The sequence below is a fragment of the Neolewinella xylanilytica genome (genome assembly GCF_002934605.1).
GTDB lineage: Bacteria > Bacteroidota > Bacteroidia > Chitinophagales > Saprospiraceae > Neolewinella > Neolewinella xylanilytica.
Genome location: NZ_PTJC01000006.1, coordinates 433,444 through 451,980, shown reverse-complemented (window position 1 = coordinate 451,980; position 18,537 = coordinate 433,444). Strand labels below are relative to the sequence as shown.

The 18,537-nt window shown below is 60.4% G+C and carries 14 protein-coding genes; 6 read left to right on the top strand and 8 right to left on the bottom strand.

Annotation, left to right across the window (positions count from 1 at the left end):
* Positions 1–62 precede the first annotated feature (62 nt).
* From CLV84_RS11000 to CLV84_RS10990, 3 genes are all read left to right on the top strand, one after another.
* The gene (locus tag CLV84_RS11000; protein WP_104419844.1) at positions 63–269 is read left to right on the top strand and encodes a hypothetical protein; all 207 of its coding nucleotides are present in this window, start codon (positions 63–65) and stop codon (positions 267–269) included.
* 339 nt (positions 270–608) lie between these two features.
* Positions 609–1,556, top strand: a complete 948-nt coding sequence (locus CLV84_RS10995) for a Na/Pi cotransporter family protein (protein ID WP_104419843.1) — start codon at positions 609–611, stop codon at positions 1,554–1,556.
* Positions 1,557–1,700: 144 nt separating this feature from the next.
* Entirely contained in the window at positions 1,701–2,039 is a 339-nt protein-coding gene (locus tag CLV84_RS10990) for a potassium transporter KefB (protein WP_146088780.1), read from the top strand.
* 9 nt (positions 2,040–2,048) lie between these two features.
* On the opposite strand, the gene CLV84_RS10985 is transcribed toward CLV84_RS10990, so the two are convergent.
* The 6 genes from CLV84_RS10985 to CLV84_RS10960 form a co-directional block, all read right to left on the bottom strand.
* On the bottom strand, positions 2,049–2,588 hold the full coding sequence (locus tag CLV84_RS10985) for a GNAT family N-acetyltransferase (RefSeq protein ID WP_104419841.1): 540 nt from the start codon (positions 2,586–2,588) through the stop codon (positions 2,049–2,051).
* 44 nt (positions 2,589–2,632) lie between these two features.
* Positions 2,633–3,523, bottom strand: coding sequence for a cation diffusion facilitator family transporter (locus tag CLV84_RS10980; RefSeq protein WP_104419840.1), 891 nt, complete (start codon positions 3,521–3,523; stop codon positions 2,633–2,635).
* Positions 3,524–3,552: 29 nt separating this feature from the next.
* Complete coding sequence (locus CLV84_RS10975; protein WP_104419839.1) at positions 3,553–3,747, bottom strand: hypothetical protein; 195 nt, start codon at positions 3,745–3,747, stop codon at positions 3,553–3,555.
* Positions 3,748–3,860: 113 nt separating this feature from the next.
* Positions 3,861–5,180, bottom strand: a complete 1,320-nt coding sequence (locus CLV84_RS10970) for an efflux RND transporter periplasmic adaptor subunit (RefSeq protein ID WP_245911478.1) — start codon at positions 5,178–5,180, stop codon at positions 3,861–3,863.
* Entirely contained in the window at positions 5,173–9,486 is a 4,314-nt protein-coding gene (locus CLV84_RS10965; protein WP_104419838.1) for a CusA/CzcA family heavy metal efflux RND transporter, read from the bottom strand. Before CLV84_RS10965 ends, CLV84_RS10970 begins: the two co-directional genes overlap by 8 nt.
* 71 nt (positions 9,487–9,557) lie before the next feature.
* The gene (locus CLV84_RS10960; RefSeq protein ID WP_104419837.1) at positions 9,558–9,878 is read right to left on the bottom strand and encodes a hypothetical protein; all 321 of its coding nucleotides are present in this window, start codon (positions 9,876–9,878) and stop codon (positions 9,558–9,560) included.
* 168 nt (positions 9,879–10,046) lie between these two features.
* On the opposite strand from CLV84_RS10960, the gene CLV84_RS10955 reads away from it, so the two are divergent.
* The 3 genes from CLV84_RS10955 to CLV84_RS10945 all read left to right on the top strand — a co-directional run bounded on the left by CLV84_RS10955 (position 10,047) and on the right by CLV84_RS10945 (position 13,524).
* Positions 10,047–10,919: a hypothetical protein gene (locus tag CLV84_RS10955; protein ID WP_104419836.1), complete on the top strand. Its 873-nt coding sequence runs from the start codon at positions 10,047–10,049 to the stop codon at positions 10,917–10,919.
* A gap of 47 nt (positions 10,920–10,966) precedes the next feature.
* The gene (locus CLV84_RS10950) at positions 10,967–12,235 is read left to right on the top strand and encodes a cation:proton antiporter (RefSeq protein ID WP_104419835.1); all 1,269 of its coding nucleotides are present in this window, start codon (positions 10,967–10,969) and stop codon (positions 12,233–12,235) included.
* Positions 12,236–12,801: 566 nt separating this feature from the next.
* Positions 12,802–13,524: a hypothetical protein gene (locus CLV84_RS10945; RefSeq protein ID WP_104419834.1), complete on the top strand. Its 723-nt coding sequence runs from the start codon at positions 12,802–12,804 to the stop codon at positions 13,522–13,524.
* An 822-nt stretch (positions 13,525–14,346) separates the two neighbouring features.
* Here the strand turns inward: CLV84_RS10945 and CLV84_RS10940 are convergent.
* Together CLV84_RS10940 and CLV84_RS10935 are read right to left on the bottom strand one after the other, a co-directional pair.
* Positions 14,347–15,387: a sugar phosphate isomerase/epimerase family protein gene (locus CLV84_RS10940; protein WP_104419833.1), complete on the bottom strand. Its 1,041-nt coding sequence runs from the start codon at positions 15,385–15,387 to the stop codon at positions 14,347–14,349.
* 28 nt (positions 15,388–15,415) lie between these two features.
* Entirely contained in the window at positions 15,416–18,289 is a 2,874-nt protein-coding gene (locus CLV84_RS10935) for a PQQ-dependent sugar dehydrogenase (RefSeq protein ID WP_104419832.1), read from the bottom strand.
* Between the last annotated feature and the right edge of the window lie 248 nt (positions 18,290–18,537).

Here is an 18,537-nt window from a genome sequence, read left to right as displayed (position 1 = left end):
ACCTTCATCGGCAGCAACTCCCTGGCGGCCGTACCGTTCACAACGGCGTCAGCTTCGCCGGCGTGAAGGCCTTCACCTTCAGCGACCTGGTGGTTTTCCCGGTACCGCGCATCCATGCGAAGCACAACGGCTGGAAGATGTCGCTTTACACGCTCCTCACCCTCTTCGTTTCCGTCGTGGACGCTACCGGGGCGCTGTACTACGGGTCCTCGCTGGCAGGCATCCTACCGGAGGGAGCCGGTGAGGCCATCGGCATCACCGACCAATAATTCTTTACAATTGACTATTCCTTCTGGCTTAACCCGATCATTCTCCTAGGTTCGGGGGTATTGGCCTGGCTGAGCAACCGCAAGATTCACGATAAGTGCCTTGCGGACCTGCGCGAGATGCCCGACATGGGCTGGGTGGAGAGGGTGTTTTAGCTGGCGATGCTGAGCTATGCTTGGTTGGCGGGAGGTTAGTGTTGAAGATTCTGGTGTAGGATTCGCCAGGTTAACTAGGTGACCTCCGGTAAGGGCGCAAGTTAACCGGGCATTAAGTTTTTATCGAGGTCGGTGTTGGGCTTGATTGCGGTGCGGGAAATCCGTTTCCTGGTATAATCCTGCACTATGCTCGAACTACTTAACGTCCCCCTACTCGTCGGCGGCCTGGGCCTGTTCATCCACGCCATTGGGGAGTTATCCTCCCACCTGCGCGCCGCTTTCACCGACGATGCCCGGGATATCGTCAAGAAGTATACCCGACATTTGCTAGGGGCGGTGGTAATCGGCACCCTGGTCACCCTCATTTTGGGTTCTTCCTCGGCGGCCATTATCCTGGCAATCGTCTTCATCAATGCGGGAGCCCTGGACTTTCGCCACGCCGTAGGCCTCATCCTCGGGGCGAATATCGGTACGACCTTCTCCAGTCAGTTGATTGCCTTGGACATTGCGGCGTACAGCTACGTGGCCATCGTATTAGGACTGGCCATTTTCATGATCGCCAATGACGAACGATGGCGGCTGGGCGGACAGATCGTGCTGTACCTCGGCTTGCTATTCTTCGGCTTGTTTTTAATGGAATCTTCCGTGGAGGCTCTCAAGGACAGCGCGGGCTTCGAGGAATGGATTGCCAAACTAAACAACCCGTACCGGGGGGCGGCCGTCGGCGGCCTCATCACGCTGATCATCCAGAGCAGCAGCGCAACCGTCGGTCTGGCCATCGTCCTCGGTAAACAGGACCTGATTTCGGTGGCCGGCGGACTGGCCGTGATGCTGGGAGCGGAACTGGGCACCTGTTCGGACACCCTGCTCGCTACCCTCGGGGGCGGACGGGAGGCCTTGAAGGCGGGCATCTTTCACCTGGTTTTCAACTTCTTCACCATTGTCCTCGGCCTGCTGTTATTCACCCCTTTCGTACAGGCCGTGGAGTGGATCAGTAGCGGACAGGGGATCGACAACCACATCGCCAACGGCCACCTGCTGTTCAACCTGGGCGGGGTGCTGGTCTTTTTGCCCTTTGCCCAGCTGGCGATTCGAATATTCGATAAAGTCTTACCGTCGCCGCAAGGTGCGTGAGCATCGGTCCCGCCAGCCGCCCAATTCTCCTATCCTACCCATTTACAAGACAGTTCCTCCGAATCAGGAAAATGAACAGGGGACTTGCAAATAAAGAAAACAGGCAATAACTTTACTTTTGAAAGTTCTTTAAAATAGATTATTATGTCAGACGTTGCTACTTCTCCCGTACCCGCTCATCCCCGCCGTGGTCTGGGTATGGCTTGCCTGCTGGGGGCCTGCCTCGGCTTTGCCTTGATCACAACCTTCGTTTTCGGAGTCGACCATCCGAATCCGGCCTGGGGTCCGGACTGGCGAGTGCGACCGCTAATCGTAGCTCCACTGGCCGGCGCGGCGGGTGCTGGTGTGGCGTACTATACGTTCCGTTTGCTGGTAAGCTGGGAATGGCCGCGCTTCCTGGTCTGGCTCGTTTGCGGACTGGGCCTCCTGGTCGCGCTTTGGATGGGAACCGTAGTCGGTCTGGACGGAACGATGTGGAATTAGCCCTCCCGGCTAATCGAGCATCCGGTAATACCGGTACATGCCCCGCTGCGCCGGATACATCCGCGGCATATCCAGGGTAAAATGCCCGCCCCGGCTGAAGCCCGTTCCCACGTAAAAGGCTAACGAGCTTTCCGCCGAATCCATCGCTTCCAGCCACAGGCAACGATCGCCTCGCCTCCGGCAGGTATTTAAGAGTCGCTTTACCGCTTGCTTACCGAATCCCCTGCCGTGAGTAGCGGGGTCCAGATAGAGGCGGTGCAATTTGGTTGCCGGCTCCTCCGGGCAATCGGGACAGCTTACATCCCGAACGCTACGCACGATGCCGACCGGGATGCCCCCGTGGAAAATGAATCGGTAGTCGGCCCGGTCGTCCGCCATCTCCCGGTCAAAGTTTTCCTTACCGTACTGGCTTTCCAGGTACCATTGTCCGCCGTCCGGCCAGAGGTAGGCGTAGACGGGCGGGTAAATTTTCTGCATCAGATCGAATAGGGCCGGCTGGTCCGCGGCCGTGACCGGCACAAACTGGGGCTCCGTCAGGGGGGAGTGCATGTGCCAAAGGTAAATTAACCGCCGCAAAAATTAATCCCGGTCGCCTAAATAGGTAGTTTTCCGTGAGCCTGCCGTTCCCCTTCGGTTTCGAGCTCCAGGGTAGCGTGTGCTACGCCCGCATCCTGTAGCAATTTCCGCACGCGATCCTTTACCTCCGCGAGGGAATCCATCTCCCGTGCCCCGTCGACGACGAGGTGAACCGAGGCCAGGTGGTATTCGCCGTCCAGCGTCCAGAGGTGTAAGTGGTGGGCATTCCGCACCCCTTCCACTTGATTGATGTCGCGTTTGAGGGCGGCATAGTCCAGACCTTCCGGGGCCGCCTGTACGATGATGCGGCCCGCCCGCCAGAGCTGTTGCACGACGCCGTAGAGGATGTAGATCGCAATCCCAATGGATAAAGCCGGATCGATCCACGGCAGATCGAAATAGTACATCAGCACACTGCCGATGAGTACGGCTACCCAACCGAGTACGTCCTCCAGCAAATGCCAGGTGATCACGCGCTCGTTGAGGCTATCCCCGCCCTGGCGCAAGCGGAACACCGCGGCACCGTTGACGGCCACGCCCAATACGGCCAGCCAGATCATCCCGCCGGCATTTGGCTCGGAGGGATTCCATAGCGCCGGTATGGCCCGCGCCAGGATCAGTACCGAACCGGCCACGAGGATGACGCCGGTAATCAGCGCCCCCAACGTATTGAACCGCTTGTAACCGAAGGTGAAATCGGCGGTCCTTTCCTTCCGCGCGAGCCCTTGGAAGTACCAGGCCAATCCCAGACTGAAGCTGTCGCCGAGATCGTGGAGCGCATCCGAGAGAATAGCGATCGAACCCGTCCAGAAACCGCCGACGATCTCAATAATGGTAAATCCTAGATTAAGGAAGAAGGCAAGGCCGACGGTATTCCGGTCGGAATGGTGGTGATGGTCGTGTGCCATGGGTCTTCGGCTGCTTAATTACGGGATTATTACCCCGCCCGGTCGAGCCACCAGTGCCGGGCCCGTTGTAAAGCCAGACCGGCGATCTCTTCCCGCGACGCGTCCGGTCGTTCTCGCTGCAGTTGGTTGGCGATCTCGATGGCCTGGTCACGAAGTTCGGGCTCGAAATCCGGGAACTTTTCGTCGAAGTCGGCAAAGGTGAAGGGATGCGATAGTGTGGCCATGGGGGATGGGAATCAGATTTTTCGGGGATAAGGTACGATCGTCGCGGCAGTAGACATCGGATGTGTCAGGCCTGCCGTTTTGTCAGACATCCGATGTGTCAGGTGGCCGTGAACTAGTGCTCGTGCGCCAGTTCCGACGCCATCGCCTGCGCCTGTACGAAGTAAGCCCCCTCCGTCACCAGGCGCACTCCCTCGGGCAGCGGATCGACGAAGCGCACGGCCGTATACCCCGCTTCGGTTACGCCCGGATTTACTCGCAGGGCGGTGAACGCCAGCGCTCCTACCCCGCTGCTGTCGGCGGCGTAAACGTAATGCAACTCTCCCTCCCGCACCACGGCGCCCTCCGGCAGGGCGGTCACCGTTGCGTCGTCGAGCCAGATGCGGGCTTCGGCGAAGCGGTCGCGAATGAAGGGCGGCTGCTCCCCCTGCAGGTGGGCGTGTACCCGAACGGTCTTGTTCTCGGCGTTGAACTCCTTCCCGATCACGTGGATCTCGGCCGTGTAGGGCTCGTTGCTCAAGGACGGAATGCGGTACGTGACCCGCTGCCCCTTCTCTACCTTACCGATGTCGCGTTCGAATACGTCCAGCTCCAGGTGCAAGTGCTCCTCGTCAATCAGCTCCATAAGCTGGGTACTGGGCTCCACGTACATGCCGTCGTGCAGGGAAATCGTAGTGATGTAGCCCGAGCGCGGGGAGAATACCGTTATCCGCTGTTGAATACTTTCCGGAGTCACCCCGTCCGGCTGCATCCCCAGGTATTCCAGTCGCTCCCGCAGTCCGGCGAGCGTGGCCCGGCGAGCGGCAACCCGCGATTCAAGCTGCTGTACGGTATTGAGCACCCCCGCGCTGTCGGCGTAGAGTTGCTGCTGGCGGGCGAGGTCCTGCGTCAGGTATTGCAGTTCCGCCTTCACCTCGAGGTAGCGCTGTTGGAGGTCAATGAAATCGGGATTCTCCAGGTAGCCCAGCACCGCCCCTTGCTCCACGTAGTCGCCCTCCACGTAATTGGCCACGTCGCGTACGAATCCGCTGGCGCGCGCACTCACTGAGGCGTAAGCATTCGGCGGCAGGCCCAGCGACCCGGTAGCGGTGAGGTAATCGTTCAGTTTCATTTCCCGGAGCGTGCCGAAGCGGATGTCCATCGCCGCGATCTGCTCCGGGCTCAGGCGGATGCCTTCCTCGTGGTCGTCGTGCTCATCGTGATTGCCGTGGTCTTCGTGTTCGCTTTCCGCGGAGGGTTCGGGCGACGGGGCGCAGGTGGAAAGCGTTCCCGTCAACAGGATCGCGAACAGGTAACGAGCAACTTGGCTCGAAATAAGGACCGGTTTTGGCCGCCCGGTGCTGTCCATTTGGGACCCTTCACCCAAACGGCGCGTAGGGAGAGGAAGCCGGTTGAAAACGAAACTACCACCGGTAAGAAGTCGTAAGCTATTCATTGCGCAAATATTGCAGCCGGTACACGGCCAGGTTGTGGGTAAGGGTTTCGGTAAGCAGCGACTGACGGGTATCCGCCAGGCTGCGCAGGGCATCAAGCACCTCCAGGTAGCCCAGTTGTCCGGCCTGATAATTGAGGCGGGTGACGCGCAGCAATTCGGCGATCACGCCCTCCCGCCGCTCCCGGAAGAAGGCAACGTTATCGGCCGTGCGTTGGAGTTCGCTCGTGAGATCAGCTACTTCCCGGGAGTAAGTCAGGCGGGTATTTTCCAGTTGGGCCTCGGCCACCTCCACGTCCACGCGACGGGCTTCGACGCGGCGGCGGTTGGGCCCGGTGAAAAGTTGCAGCGCTACGCCGGCTTCCAGTCCGCTGAGGTAGCCACTCTGGGTGAACTGCTGGCCGGAGTACCCCAGCCGGAAGGTCGGCAGGGTTTCCGCGGCGGTGACGCCGATCGCCGCCCGCGACTGCGCTACCCGCTCCCGGGCCAGGGCTACGGTGGGGTTTAGTTCCGGAGCCAGCTCGGCGGCCGGATCCGTGGTCAGCAGCCTCAGGCTATCCGAGGGAAGCAGGCCGTCGGTCTCCGTCAGGAGGGTAAGTTGCCGTTGCAATCCTTGCAACGTGATCCGGTTCGCATCGTCGAGCTGGCGCACGGCGTCGCGTTCGGCTTCGATGCGGAGGACGTCCAGTCGACTGGCCGCCCCGGCATTGGCCCGCGACGCCGCGATCCGGTAGTACGCCACGTAGGTATCGAGCAGATCCAGGTAGTGGAGGTGCAGGGCCTCGTGGTACTGCAGGCGACCGTACAGGCTTCGGATCGACAGCCGCAGTTCGGACAGGGTGAGCTCCCGGGCGGCGACGTTGCCGGCCACCACGGCATCCTGTACGGCGTTAGCGGCCCGAATAGCTCCGGGGTGGTCGAAGCGTTGCAGCACGCTAAGCTGGTTGACCCGCTGGTTGTTTTCCCGGAAGAGCCCGTCGCCGTTGTAACTCAGGTCGGTCGTGCCCGGGGCGTAGGGAAGATCGGTAAGCGCCTGGTTGCGGGCCGTGAGGCGGTCGGCGGCCTCGAGACCGGGGTTGTTCGCCTCGGCCAGCCGGATGGCCTCATCGACGGATACGCGTTGCTCCTGCGCTCCGGCGCCCAAACTGCAGAGCAATAGCGGTAGCAACACCAAGAGTTGTTTCCGGCTCATTCGCCGTTCCTGCCACCGCTCCAGCCAGTAGTACCCGATCGGCAAAATCACCAGCGTGAGGAAGGTGGCCGTCACCAGTCCGCCGATCACGACGGTCGCCAGGGGACGCTGCACCTCCGCCCCGCCGGAATTTGAAAGGGCCATGGGCAGAAAGCCGAGCGATGCTACCGCCGCCGTCATGATCACGGGCCGCAGCCGTACCCGCGTGCCCTCCACGATGCGGCCGCGAATGTCCTGCCAACCCTCCGCTTTGAGCTGATTGAAGTAACCCACCAGCACGATGCCGTTGAGTACCGCCACGCCGAAGAGCGCGATGAAGCCGATACCCGCCGAAATGCTGAAGGGCATGCCGCGCAACTCCAGCGCCCACACCCCGCCGATGGCCGCCAGTGGGATGGCCACGAAGATCAGCGTGGCCTGAGAAAAGCTGCCGAAGGTGAAGTACAGCAGGACGAAGATCAGCGCCAGGGCCACCGGCACGGCAACGGCTAGCCGGGCACTGGCCGCCTGCAGGTTTTCGAATTGCCCGCCGTAGGTCAGGTAGTAGCCGGCGGGGAGGTCGAGCTGCTCGTCCAGGGCTTGCTGGATATCCTCCACCAGGGTTTCGACGTCGGTGTCGCCCACGTTGACCCCGATGACGGTACGCCGGTTGGTATTCTCGCGGCTGATCTGCATGGGAGCGTCGACGAGTTGCACCCGGGCGAGTTCGCGGAGGGGAACCTGGCCGCCCCCCGGCAGCGGGATGTACAGGTTGGCAACATCGTCGATGCCGCTCCGATTCGCTTCGCGCAGGCGGACGGTCAGGTCGAAGCGCCGCTCATTCTCGTAGACCGTTCCCGCCGTGGCTCCCGCGAAGGCGGCGGCGATGATGCGGTTAACGTCGCGCACCTGCAGCCCGTACTGGGCCAGCTTCGGGTAGTCGAAGTCGACCACGATCTGGGGCATACCCGTCGTCTGCTCCACCGTGACCGTGCCGGTACCCGGCAGGCCGGCGATGATGGACTCGGCTTCCCGCGCCTTCCGGTAGGCAAGGTCGACGTCGGGGCCGTAAAGCTTGATGGCGATGTCGGCCTTGGCACCGGTCATCAGTTCGTTGAAACGGAGCTGAATGGGTTGGGAAAATTCGAGCCCAACCCCGGGGAAGATCGCCAGCACTTCTTCAATGGCCTCGAACATCGCCTGGCGATCGGGGGCGGTGACCCACTCCGCTCGGGGGGCCATGACGAAAGTGTAGTCGCCCGTCTCCACCGGCATAGGGTCGGTAGGAATCTCGGCCGATCCGATGGCGGTGACCACTTCCGTCACTTCGGGAATTTCCTCCAGAATGCGTTGCTGCACCCGTTTGGTCAGTTCGATGCTCTGTGCGAGGGAAGTTCCCGGTGGCAGGATTTGCTGCATGGCCAGGTCACCCTCTTCCAGCGTGGGAATAAATTCCCCGCCAAGCCGGGTAAACTGCCAGACACTGATCAGAAACAGGGCAAGAATGACCGCGACGGTGGCCACCCGGAAGCGCAAGGCCATTCGCAGAACCGGTGCGTACAGCCGCTGGAAAAAGCCGATGATGCGATCGGCGACGGTCCGCTTAACGGTGATCCGCTTGCTGAGGAAGAGCGCCGACATGGCCGGGACGTAGGTAAGCGACAGGATCAGCGCCCCGGCGATGGCCAGCATGACGGTCTGCGCCATGGGCCGGAACATCTTCCCCTCGATGCCCACCAGGGCCAGGATCGGCAGGTATACGAGCAAAATGATGATCTCCCCGAAGGCGGCCGAACTGCGGATCTTGACGGATGCGGTGGTGACTTCGCGGTCCATTTCACCCTGAGTGAGCCGGGTACCCGCCTGCGTCTGTCGGCTCCCGTGCAGGCGGTGTACGATCGCCTCCACGATGATGACGGCGCCGTCGACGATCAGGCCGAAGTCGATGGCGCCCAGGCTCATCAGGTTGGCGGAGATGCCCAGTACGTTCATCATGGAGATGGCGAAGAGCATCGCCAGCGGGATGACGGAAGCGACGATGAGGCCGGCGCGCCAGTTGCCGAGCAGCAGCACGAGGATAAATACGACGATCAGTCCGCCCTCGATCAAGTTGGTGGCCACGGTGCGCATGGCGCTGGAGACCAGCTTATCCCGTACCAAGTACGGTTCGATGGTGACGCCTTCGGGCAGCGATTTTTGTACCTGTTTCACCCGCTCCCGCACCCGTTCGGTTACGGCGGCGGAGTTGGCGCCGCGCAGCATCATCACCCGGCCGCCCACGGCTTCTTCCCCGTTGCGCACCAGGGCACCGTAACGGGGCGCGGAGCCGAAGCCTACGGTAGCCACGTCATTTACCAGGATCGGCCGGCCGGCACGCACGGCTACGACGATGTTCCGGATGTCCTCCAGGCTGCCGGCGATGCCGTTGGTGCGGATGTAGTAGGTGCGGGGATTCTTTTCGATGTAGGCGCCGCCGGTATTCTCGTTGCTGTTCTCGAGGGCGGCGAAGACTTCCGGAATCGTAACGCCCATGGCTTTAAGCTGGTCGGGGTCTACGGCTACTTCGTACTGCTTTAGGCTACCTCCCATGGTGTTAACCTCCACCACCCCTTCGATGCCGGAGAGCTGGCGGCTGACGATCCAGTCCTGCATAGTCCGCAATTCCATAGCGGAGTAGCGGTCCTCGTAGCCGGGCGCTACCGCCAGCACATACTGGTAGATCTCACCGAGACCGGTAGAGATGGGGGCCATTTCCGGAGTGCCGAGTCCGGGGGGAATATCGGCTTCGGCCTCCCGCAGGTGCTCGCTGACGAGCTGCCGGCCGAGGTAGATGTCGGTGTCCTCTTCGAAGACTACCGTCACAACGGAGAGCCCGAAGCGGGAGATGGAGCGGATCTCGACGAGGTCCTGCAGGTTCTGCAGCGCCAGTTCGACCGGCGTAGTGATGAACTGTTCCACCTCCTGGGTGGCCAGGGTCGGCGAGGTCGTGATGACCTGCACCTGGTTGTTGGTGATGTCGGGGACGGCGTCGATGGGGATCTGCCGCAGGGAGAAGATGCCCCAAGCGATGAGCGCCAGGACGAATACTCCGATCACCAGCTTATTCCGCACGGAATAAGCAATTATAGCGTCAAACATAAAGGAAGGGATAATAAGCTGAGTCAGTCCGATAGGTTCCGGGCGGGCGTAGGTATCCCGCGGTGTATCGGCTAAGCTCGGGGAGGCTGGAGATCGCCTCCCGCGGGATCGATGACCTTCCAGTCGGGAGCGTAGGCAGGTCGGGTCTGCCCCTGGGGTGGCAGCGGTAGTACGATGACCAAGGCATGCGGGGTCGGGGGTGCTTCGGCCATTACGCCGCAGCAGGAGCAGAAGCAGAGGGCCGTGCAGTTATCTTGTTGGTCGGGGCAGTCCTGGCCGTCCTGTTGCCCAACCGCATCCGAACCCGTGCAGACGGTCGAGGCTAGGTCCTGGCAGGGAAATAGGACCAGGAGGGAGAGATAAAGCGCCAATGAGAATGCTGTGAACCGCATGCGGATGGGAGACAGCGGAGGGGAGGATAAGGTTGAACGGCTACCCGTCAGGAGGCCTGACACATCCGATGTGTCAGGCCGGCAATAGGCCTGCCAAATTGACACCACCGCCCTAACCCCCCCGAACATGCCTATCTTAAAGGCTGGCCAATAACACAACCCCATCCCATGCCGATCCTTCTCCTCCTGGCACTTTTCCTCCTGGCCGGCTGCGGTACCGATCCCGCCCCCGACGCGGAACCGCTTCAGGAACCACCCGCCGCCGCTCCTTACACCGATCGCATCACCGCGGCCTACGAGCGGCTGGAAAGCGACTCCGCGGCCCGCCAGGTACTTCGCGCAATCGAGGCCCACGGCGGCCTCGAAGCCTGGTACGGCAACGGTCCGCTCTACTACCACTTCAACTACCAGCCCCTCGACGACGGCTCCCCCCGCAACACCTTCGTCTACAACGATTACGTAAACAGCCGTACCGTGCACCACCTCGCCTCCGATACCACCCAGCGCTTTGGCTTCGACGGGCAGGAGGCGTGGTCGACGACCGGCGATCGGGTGGCCGGCATGAGCCCGCGGTTCTGGTCGCTGACGCCCTATTACTTCGTGGGACTTCCCTTCGTGCTCGCCGACGAGGGGATCGGTTTCGAGTCGCTGCCGGCCCGCGAGTTGGACGGAACCGTATACGATTTGGTGAAAGTCACCTTCGCCGACGGTACCGGCGATGCACCGGACGATTACTACATACTCTACCTCCACCCGGAAACCGGTCAGCTAGACGCCCTCCGCTACATCGTTTCCTACCCCGGCTACTTTCCCGACGGCGGCCATAACCCGGAGAAGCTCATGCGCATCACCGGCAAGACGAAAGTGGACGGCATCACCCTCCCCACCGGCTACGATACGTACTGGTGGGCCGACGACCAAGCCGGGGACCACATCACCGTTATCGAAGTGACCGATTACGCCTTCCTTCCCTCGCTGGAAGCTGACTTCTTCGCCATGCCGGATGGCGGCCGGGTATTCAATGATTTACCGAAACAATAGGAAGCCAACTTCCGTAGGATTAGGTCCATAAATCCATCCTTCCCACTATGAGCATATTTCACCTGATCACGATCCTGGTTGTCGTAGCGGCCGTATTCGATTACTTCAATACCCGCTTCTTCAAGATCCCGGCCACCATTGGCTTGTTTATGGTCGGTATGGTCTTCTCCCTGGCGATTCTGGTGGTAGGGAAGTTTTATCCCGATATCCTGGCTTACGATCGGGACCTGCTGGGGCAGATCGATTTTTCGGAGGTGCTTCTGGAAGGGATCCTTAGTTTCCTGCTTTTCGCCGGAGCGATCAATCTGGACCCCGAAGAGCTACGGGAACAAAAATGGCCGATCCTGATTTCCGCCTTCGGGGCTACGCTGGTATCGGCTACCCTGGTGGGCGGGCTGACCTACTTCGCGCTCGATTTATTGGGCTCCCCCATCCCGCTGCTGCACGCCCTGATCTTCGGCGCCCTGATTTCTCCCACCGACCCGGTAGCTACATTGGGTATCCTGGAGCATACTAATTTGCCGGAGTCGCTAAAGGTTAAGATCGCGGGGGAAAGCCTCTTCAACGATGGCCTGGGCTACGTCGTCTTCCTCATCCTGACCAACATTGCCATGCCCTCCGGCGGGCACGGGGACGTGACGGTGGGGTCAGTGGCGTTACTCTTCGTACAGGAGGTTTTCGGGGCACTCATCCTCGGGTATCTGCTGGGCAAGTTGGTATCCTATATGCTGGCTACCATTGATAGCTACCAAACGGAGGTACTGATTACGCTGGCCATGGTCATCGGCGGTTACACCCTAGCGAATAGCTTGCACATTTCCGGCCCGCTGACCGTCGTAGTGGGTGGGATCATGCTGGTACGGGGCGTACAGCAGCGGGGGGGCGTATCGGATATCACCCAGGATTACCTCGTCAAGTTTTGGGAGCTGGTCGACGAGCTCCTCAATGCCGTACTCTTTCTGCTGGTGGGTCTCTTTATCGTACAGGTGGAGTTCACTACGGCGATTGTGATTACCGGGGTACTGGCGATCTTAATTGTGGTCCTCTCTCGTTTTCTCTCCCTCACCTTGTTGGTGGAGTCGTTGAAACACCGCTTTCACTTCGAGGCCAATGCCGCCGTGATCATGACCTGGGGTGGCCTGCGGGGCGGCATCTCCATCGCACTGGCCCTCAGCCTCGCCCCCGAAATCAGCAAAGACCTCATTCTCGGCATCACCTACATCGTGGTTTTCTTTTCCATCGTAGTACAGGGGCTGACGCTACAGGGCTTGGTGAAAAGACTGCAGTCCAGAGCGACCGATGAGGTCTCCGAATGAACCAAGCTCCTCCCCTCCCCAAAGCCGTCACGCTTGCGCCACCCATGAAGTGTTAAATTTCTAGTTACTGCCCTTGCCGTTTTCCTATCCGAATCGGAGCGAATTACCGGTCAACAGCGTTCATTTCGTGCCGGCTACGCCCCTATCCGATACACTTTCCGGATACCATTTACCACGTTTCAACCCCTCAAAAATACTCTTTGAAACCTAAAATAAAACACCTTCCGTGCTCACGGATTCCGAAAAAATCCTTGCCCGTATAGTCGCCGGCAAGCCGGCGCCACCGACGTCCTTTCGCCTACGATACAATTTTAGAAGGTTCGGCGTTAGTATGTTGTTATGACGTATACTTATAGTGGCTTACCTGGTCTGCGCGAGACGGTATCGCGACCGGAAGTCCCCTGCCCATTTCTATTTTTCTAAAATCGTTAAATCAGATCCCGCGGAACTTCCGTACGTATAAGGGACTGGAAATTGAATTGAAGCGAAAGCTCACCATCCGTGTCGATACCTGCCTGAGCTTCGGGAATCGACCCCCGGTAGCGCCCCATATCAAACTGTAGGTGATGAAGTATTTAGTTGCAGGCGAAAAGAGAACCGGTACCACCCTCCTCTGCGCCATCTTAGCAAAGGCCGGGGCCGAATTTGGATTTCCGCACGACCGGGAATGGTTCCGGGGCTCGGGGGATTACGAGCACCCCATCATGATCGAAAACTACAAGTATCTCAAGCGGGCCCGCCTCGCCAAGTTCGTTTCCGACACGATGGCCGCCCGGCTACAGCGCAAGATTCAGTCGAATATGAAAGAATTACTGGCGGAAGTAGATTACATTAAATACCCCCCGCTGTCGCATTCCCTGCCGATCCATATGAAGCTTGCGGGCCACGAGGTACGGCTGGTAATTACCATCCGGAAATTCAACACCTTCGCCATGAGCGCCGTCGCCAAAAACGGGGAGTGCTTTAAGGAATTGAAGGAAGCCTACATCGATACGTACAAAACCAACCTCCTGAACCTCTACCTCTACGGCGGCTGCGCGGTACTCTACGAAGACATCGTCGACCGGGAGAAAACCGATTGGGCGGTGCGCGTCAGCCAGATCACGGGCGTTTCCGCCGACAAGCTCCTCCAAGCCCGGGACACCCTTATGAATCCTACCGTATCCCGGAACGCTATCAATGAAGCCACCATTGACCGGGAGTGCGACGAGCTCTACGCTACCTTCGCCCAGCTCTCGGAGCGGGTGTTCGAAGCCGACCTGAATAAGCAGCACACCGTCAAGCTCTGATGCATCTCCGGTGCCCTCATTTCCCGGCGGTACCGAAGCGGTGTAACTCCCCGGCGTCGCCTGATTCGTGTTGATTATCGGCCTAGACGGCTCCCGTTGCCAACATGCTGCATTTCCGGACGCAGTCAGGCGCCTCTATCGCACTTCGCTTGCTGCGGTAAGCAGTACCCTAGGGCGCCGGGGCGCAGGTGAACTACACTTCCGGAACGGACCGGGCGGCCAGGGCTATTACCCTATCCCGCACGCCCGTCGTCCGTTCGTTTAGGCAGGGGAATGCGCCCCGCGGTTGATCCACCTAATGCAAAAGTTACCTGCCCCGTGGCCGTTTACGCCGCCAATCTCACCAGCTAGTGCTGCGGCAAAAGGATCGTTTCGGCGTCCCGGATTTCTCCCGCGGCGAGCCCTTCACCCGGCTGACCGACGACAATCCTAGGGGTATTCCACAGTAGGGGACACCAGTTATCGGACAGCACCGCTGGCAGCGGGTTACTCAACGGCACGGGGGGGCGACCGGAAAGCAAAGCCGGGCGTACACCGAAACGCCGATCCGACCGACTTCATCAACGGAAGGGCGACTCATGTTCCAATCAGTGGCACGTGGCCCGTCCAAAAGCGAAAGGGCCGAGGCCTTCACCTGGCGCACGGGGACTAACCAAGCTAGTAGCAGGTAAATAGAGCGCATGACCGACTTGCTTTAATGTAAATTCCTGAAACCAGTAAAATCAGGTGATACCAATACGGCGGAGGGTGTCCGAAAATCATTGCTCCCGCGCCCCGGCGCAAAAATCGATCGGCAAATGATTGCGCGTTGGACAGTCCGGTTTACTTGCGGCTGGACAAGCTCTTCCGACAGTACTCCAGACAGCGAGCGACTTCGGCTACCGCGTCGGAGCCCGCCGGAATGTCGTATTCCAGCTCGATCGTAGCGGGGAAGTTCATCTTGCTGCGCTGCATCATGGACAGTAGTTCGCCGATCGGGGTATCGCCTTCGCCCCACGCCAGGTTCTTGGCGCCGTTAGCGGGCTTGGTACGGTCCTTCGTATGCATGCTGGAGATGCTGGCATGCTTGCTGCGAACGATCTCGCGGGGATCATAACCGGCGGCGACGTAGTGCCCGGCGTCCAGATTGAGGGCATTGGCGGGGCTCTGTTGGAGGGCGGTATCCCAAAAGTCGGGGGTCTGCTGGGTGTGCCCGTGGTAGGCTACCCGTACGCCGTGCGGCTGCGCCAGCTTTCCCAGGCGGGCCGTATGCGCGTCGTTGCCCGGGTGCTCCAGGGTGACGTGGCTGGCCCCCAGGGTCTTGGCGGCCTTCAGACCGTAGTTGATTTCCGCATCGGTACTGTTCTCCCCGAAGGCGCTCGGTTTGTATCCGTAGATGCTAACGCCGGCGTCGCCGTACATGCGGCGTAGCTGGCGGAATTTACCCATGTCCACCTTGGCACGCCATTCGGCCAGTTCCTTACTATAAGCCTCGCCCTGGGCGCGCATTTCTTCCAGTTCCCTAGTTTCGTCTTCGGAGAGTTCACCGTCGCGCTGTCGGCGCATCAGTCCCCAAATCTTGCCGCGGTCCAGGGTGCTTTTCGGGGCCCCGGCAAAGGATTCCACCGGGTCGCCCATCAACTCGATGGCGCTGATGCCGGCCTCGGTAACGTAGCCCAGCGTAGCCTCCGCACTCTGGTCGGGCATACTGCGGAAGGAATAGGTGATGGCTCCGATCTGGACGCCGTTGATCTTCGAATCGGGCTTATTGTAGCGGCGGATGATGGCCGGGGCCGCGTGGAGCGTCGGTCCGGCCAGTAAGAGGCCACCGGCCAGGGAACTAGTCGTTTGTAAAAATTTGCGACGGGGAAATTTGCTGTGCATGATCGTATTTTTTGGCCGTGCTAAAGAATTACCGGGATAGCTGGCTACCGGATTTAAAGGCTATGGTGTCGAGCTGTACGAGGATCTGGCCGGGTTTGGTCTCCGTATTACGGACGACGAAGTAGACGTCGTGTACCCCCTCCGTACCGCCGACGGAAACGGACCAATTGGGCTTAAGCGACTGCCGTACCTGCCAGATACTGGGTTCCGGTCCTTGCTTGCCGGCGGCTTCCCAGGCTTGCCGTTGTTTGCGTAGCTCGGCGTCGTAGTCCAGTTCGAGGTGGACCACCTTTTCGGTTTGTCCGATGACCTTCCCGTCCGGGCTATCCAGCCGCACCTCGATCGTTCCTCCCGCGGCACCGGCCCGCTCGCTTGCCTCTGCGTTGATGACGATCTCGCCGATCCCGGTGAGGTCCAGCTGGCGATAGCCGACAAAACCACCGTCCTTAACGACGTTGAATGAACGCCGGGGCGTCGTCATCAGCTGGGTGCCTTCTTTGTAATCCGCCCCTTCCGCCCATAACACGGGGTTGCGCAGGGCAATGATCTTTTCGGACGTCAGCGAGCCCAGCTGGCCCCGCCCCCGGTCGGTATAGGCGGCGCGGAGCAGGAAGCCCCCCTTGCCGTTTTCCGCTTCCGGAACGGCGGTAACGTAGCTACCCTTCAGGGGTATCGACCGCCGGTCGGGCTCGGGCTGGTCGAGGCTCATGATGTAGTCGACCATCATCATGGCGTCCTGTTCGGACAGATCCGGGTGAGCGCTCATGGCGTGATCGCCCCATAAACCGACACTACCTTCGATGATCCGCCGTGCGCTGATCGCCTTTTGCTCCGGTGTACTGGGGTACTTCTCCGCTACGGCCTGGTAGCTGGGCCCGACGGAGGACACGTCCACCCGGTGGCAGGACAAGCAGTCGCTTTCCCCGATCATGTCCTTTCCTTTTTGGTAGATCACCCACTCGTCGCTGCTGACGTGATTTTGGGCGATCTCGATGGGGTCGTAGCCTTCCGGGGTGTAATCGAAATTGACGGCGATGGCCTCCGCGCTGATCTCCCCGCTTTCCAGGGATCCGTCTTCGGGGTCGGCCACGCGGATGTCGTACTGCAACTCGCTACCGGGGAAGAAGAAGGATTGGTTACCGCCGGTCAGTACGATGTCCACCTCCGGCGGCGCGTTACCCGCCAGGATCTGGAAGCTTTTCCGGTCGCTGTTGCCCGCCGGGTCGCTTACGACGAGTTCGGCGGTGTAGGCACCCTCCTTATCCAGGACGACCGTGTGATCGGCTTCGTTAAAGGTTTCGGAATAGCCGTTATCGGAGCTGACCGTCCATTGGTATTCCAGCTCGTCCTCGTCGTAGTCTTCGGTGCCTTCGGCAGTGAGCTTCACTTCCAGGGGCAGGGCCCCGGCGGTTTTGTCGGCACTGGCTACCACTACCGGCGGGCGATTACCGCCATTGTATTCGATGCGCTTGATCTGGGCGTTCTCATTGCCACGGAACCAGGCCGAGCCGTACTCGAGTACGTACAGCCTCCCGTCCGGGCTGAAGAGCATATCGATGGCGCTGCTGAAGTTTTCTTCCGGCAGGAAAGGTTCCATACCGACGTAGTCGCCGTGCTCGTCCATTTCCACGGCCATGATCCAGCCGCGCATGAATTCCACCATCAGCCACTTCCCCTCGTAGTAGCTGGGGAAACGATAATCCGTATCGGGAAAATCGGCCTGCCGGTAAACGGGACCGCCGGTAGCACTCCGGCCGGAGCTGCCCATCTGCGGGAACTCCTCCGAATAGCTGTACGGATACCAGATAAAGGCCGGCACCGGCTTGGGCAGCTGGGCCAGACCGTCGTTATTCGGCGAGTCGTTCACTACGTTGTCGACGTCGAAGGGCTGGCTCACCGAGTCGGTGGCGTAGTCGTAATCGATGTAGGGGATATTGTCGCCGATGAAGTAGGGCCAGCCGTGAAAGCCCGCTTCCCTGGCCTGGTTGAATTCGTCGTAGCCCCGGGGCCCGTACCGGGAATCCTCGGAGGCATCCGGCCCCACTTCGCCCCAGTAGATGTAGCCGGTTTCGCTGTCGACGCTGACCCGCCAGGGGTTCCGGTGCCCCATGGTGTAGATCTCCGGACGGGTCTTTTCGGTGCCTTGCGGGAAGAGGTTCCCGGCTGGGATGGTGTAGCTGCCGTCGTCCTCGGGGTGGATGCGCAGGATCTTGCCGCGCAGGTCGTTGGTGTTCCCGGCGGTACGCTGGTCGTCGGAGGTCTCGTGGCCGGGTCGTTCGTCCAGGTTGGAAGTGCCGATGGGCGGATTGGCGGTGTTGTTGCCGGTGGTCAGGTAGAGGTTCCCGTTCTTATCGAAAGTGATGCCGCCGCCGGTGTGGCAGCAGACTTCGCGCTGGGCGGCGTATTCCAGAACGACTTTTTCGGAGCCCAACAGCAGGCTATCGCCGTCGTACTCGAAGCGCGACAGCACGTGTTTGGCTTCGTCGGGGTGGGCATAGAGCATATAAACCCATCCGTTCTCCGCGAAATCGGGGTCGGCGGCTACGCCCATCAATCCTTCCTCGGCGGGGCGGGATTGGCCTTCCTTGTTCGTGTAGATGGTATTTACCGGGATGTGGCCGGCCGTCTTCATGCTTCGCGTGGCGGCGTCGAACGTTTTTACGCCACCCTTGCGCTCGACCAGCATCATGACCTCGTCGCTCAGGAACGTAAAGGCCATCGGTTCGTCCAGGTCACCGGGCTCGGTCAGGACGGTAGTCGTGAAGCGGTTTTCCTCGGGCATGCTACCGTCGTCTACGGATCCGCCCTGATCGTCGGGCTGGCAGGAGAAAACGGTTGCCAGCAGGATGCCGAAGCATACGACCGCTGCGGGGCGGTACGGAAAGCGAGGGGTTGTGGTCATGTTGCTTGATCGACGGTAATGGGGGTGGCCAGAAGGCGGGCGGAAGAAGGAACAAGATACATAAACGAGGTGGAAGGATTTTGCGGCGGAGCGCGGGTGAACGGCTTGGTCGAAGGGTTTGGTGCCGGTTGGTTTCTTAGCATCTTTTGTTCTGGGGGGGTACTGAACACGAGTTGTGCTGAACACGAGTTGCACTCGGGGGAATGGGGTTTGACTGCGCTGCAGTCTGGAGGGCCGCGCGGGGCGGG

Bases quoted from the DNA above. Each gene is read 5' to 3' on its own strand.
- CLV84_RS10995 (WP_104419843.1), top strand. From the start codon at position 609: ATGCTCGAACTACTTAACGTCCCCCTACTCGTCGGCGGCCTGGGCCTG.
- CLV84_RS10990 (WP_146088780.1), top strand. From the start codon at position 1,701: ATGTCAGACGTTGCTACTTCTCCCGTACCCGCTCATCCCCGCCGTGGT.
- CLV84_RS10985 (WP_104419841.1), bottom strand. From the start codon at position 2,588: ATGCACTCCCCCCTGACGGAGCCCCAGTTTGTGCCGGTCACGGCCGCG.
- CLV84_RS10980 (WP_104419840.1), bottom strand. From the start codon at position 3,523: ATGGCACACGACCATCACCACCATTCCGACCGGAATACCGTCGGCCTT.
- CLV84_RS10975 (WP_104419839.1), bottom strand. From the start codon at position 3,747: ATGGCCACACTATCGCATCCCTTCACCTTTGCCGACTTCGACGAAAAG.
- CLV84_RS10970 (WP_245911478.1), bottom strand. From the start codon at position 5,180: ATGAATAGCTTACGACTTCTTACCGGTGGTAGTTTCGTTTTCAACCGG.
- CLV84_RS10965 (WP_104419838.1), bottom strand. From the start codon at position 9,486: ATGTTTGACGCTATAATTGCTTATTCCGTGCGGAATAAGCTGGTGATC.
- CLV84_RS10960 (WP_104419837.1), bottom strand. From the start codon at position 9,878: ATGCGGTTCACAGCATTCTCATTGGCGCTTTATCTCTCCCTCCTGGTC.
- CLV84_RS10955 (WP_104419836.1), top strand. From the start codon at position 10,047: ATGCCGATCCTTCTCCTCCTGGCACTTTTCCTCCTGGCCGGCTGCGGT.
- CLV84_RS10950 (WP_104419835.1), top strand. From the start codon at position 10,967: ATGAGCATATTTCACCTGATCACGATCCTGGTTGTCGTAGCGGCCGTA.
- CLV84_RS10945 (WP_104419834.1), top strand. From the start codon at position 12,802: ATGAAGTATTTAGTTGCAGGCGAAAAGAGAACCGGTACCACCCTCCTC.
- CLV84_RS10940 (WP_104419833.1), bottom strand. From the start codon at position 15,387: ATGCACAGCAAATTTCCCCGTCGCAAATTTTTACAAACGACTAGTTCC.
- CLV84_RS10935 (WP_104419832.1), bottom strand. From the start codon at position 18,289: ATGACCACAACCCCTCGCTTTCCGTACCGCCCCGCAGCGGTCGTATGC.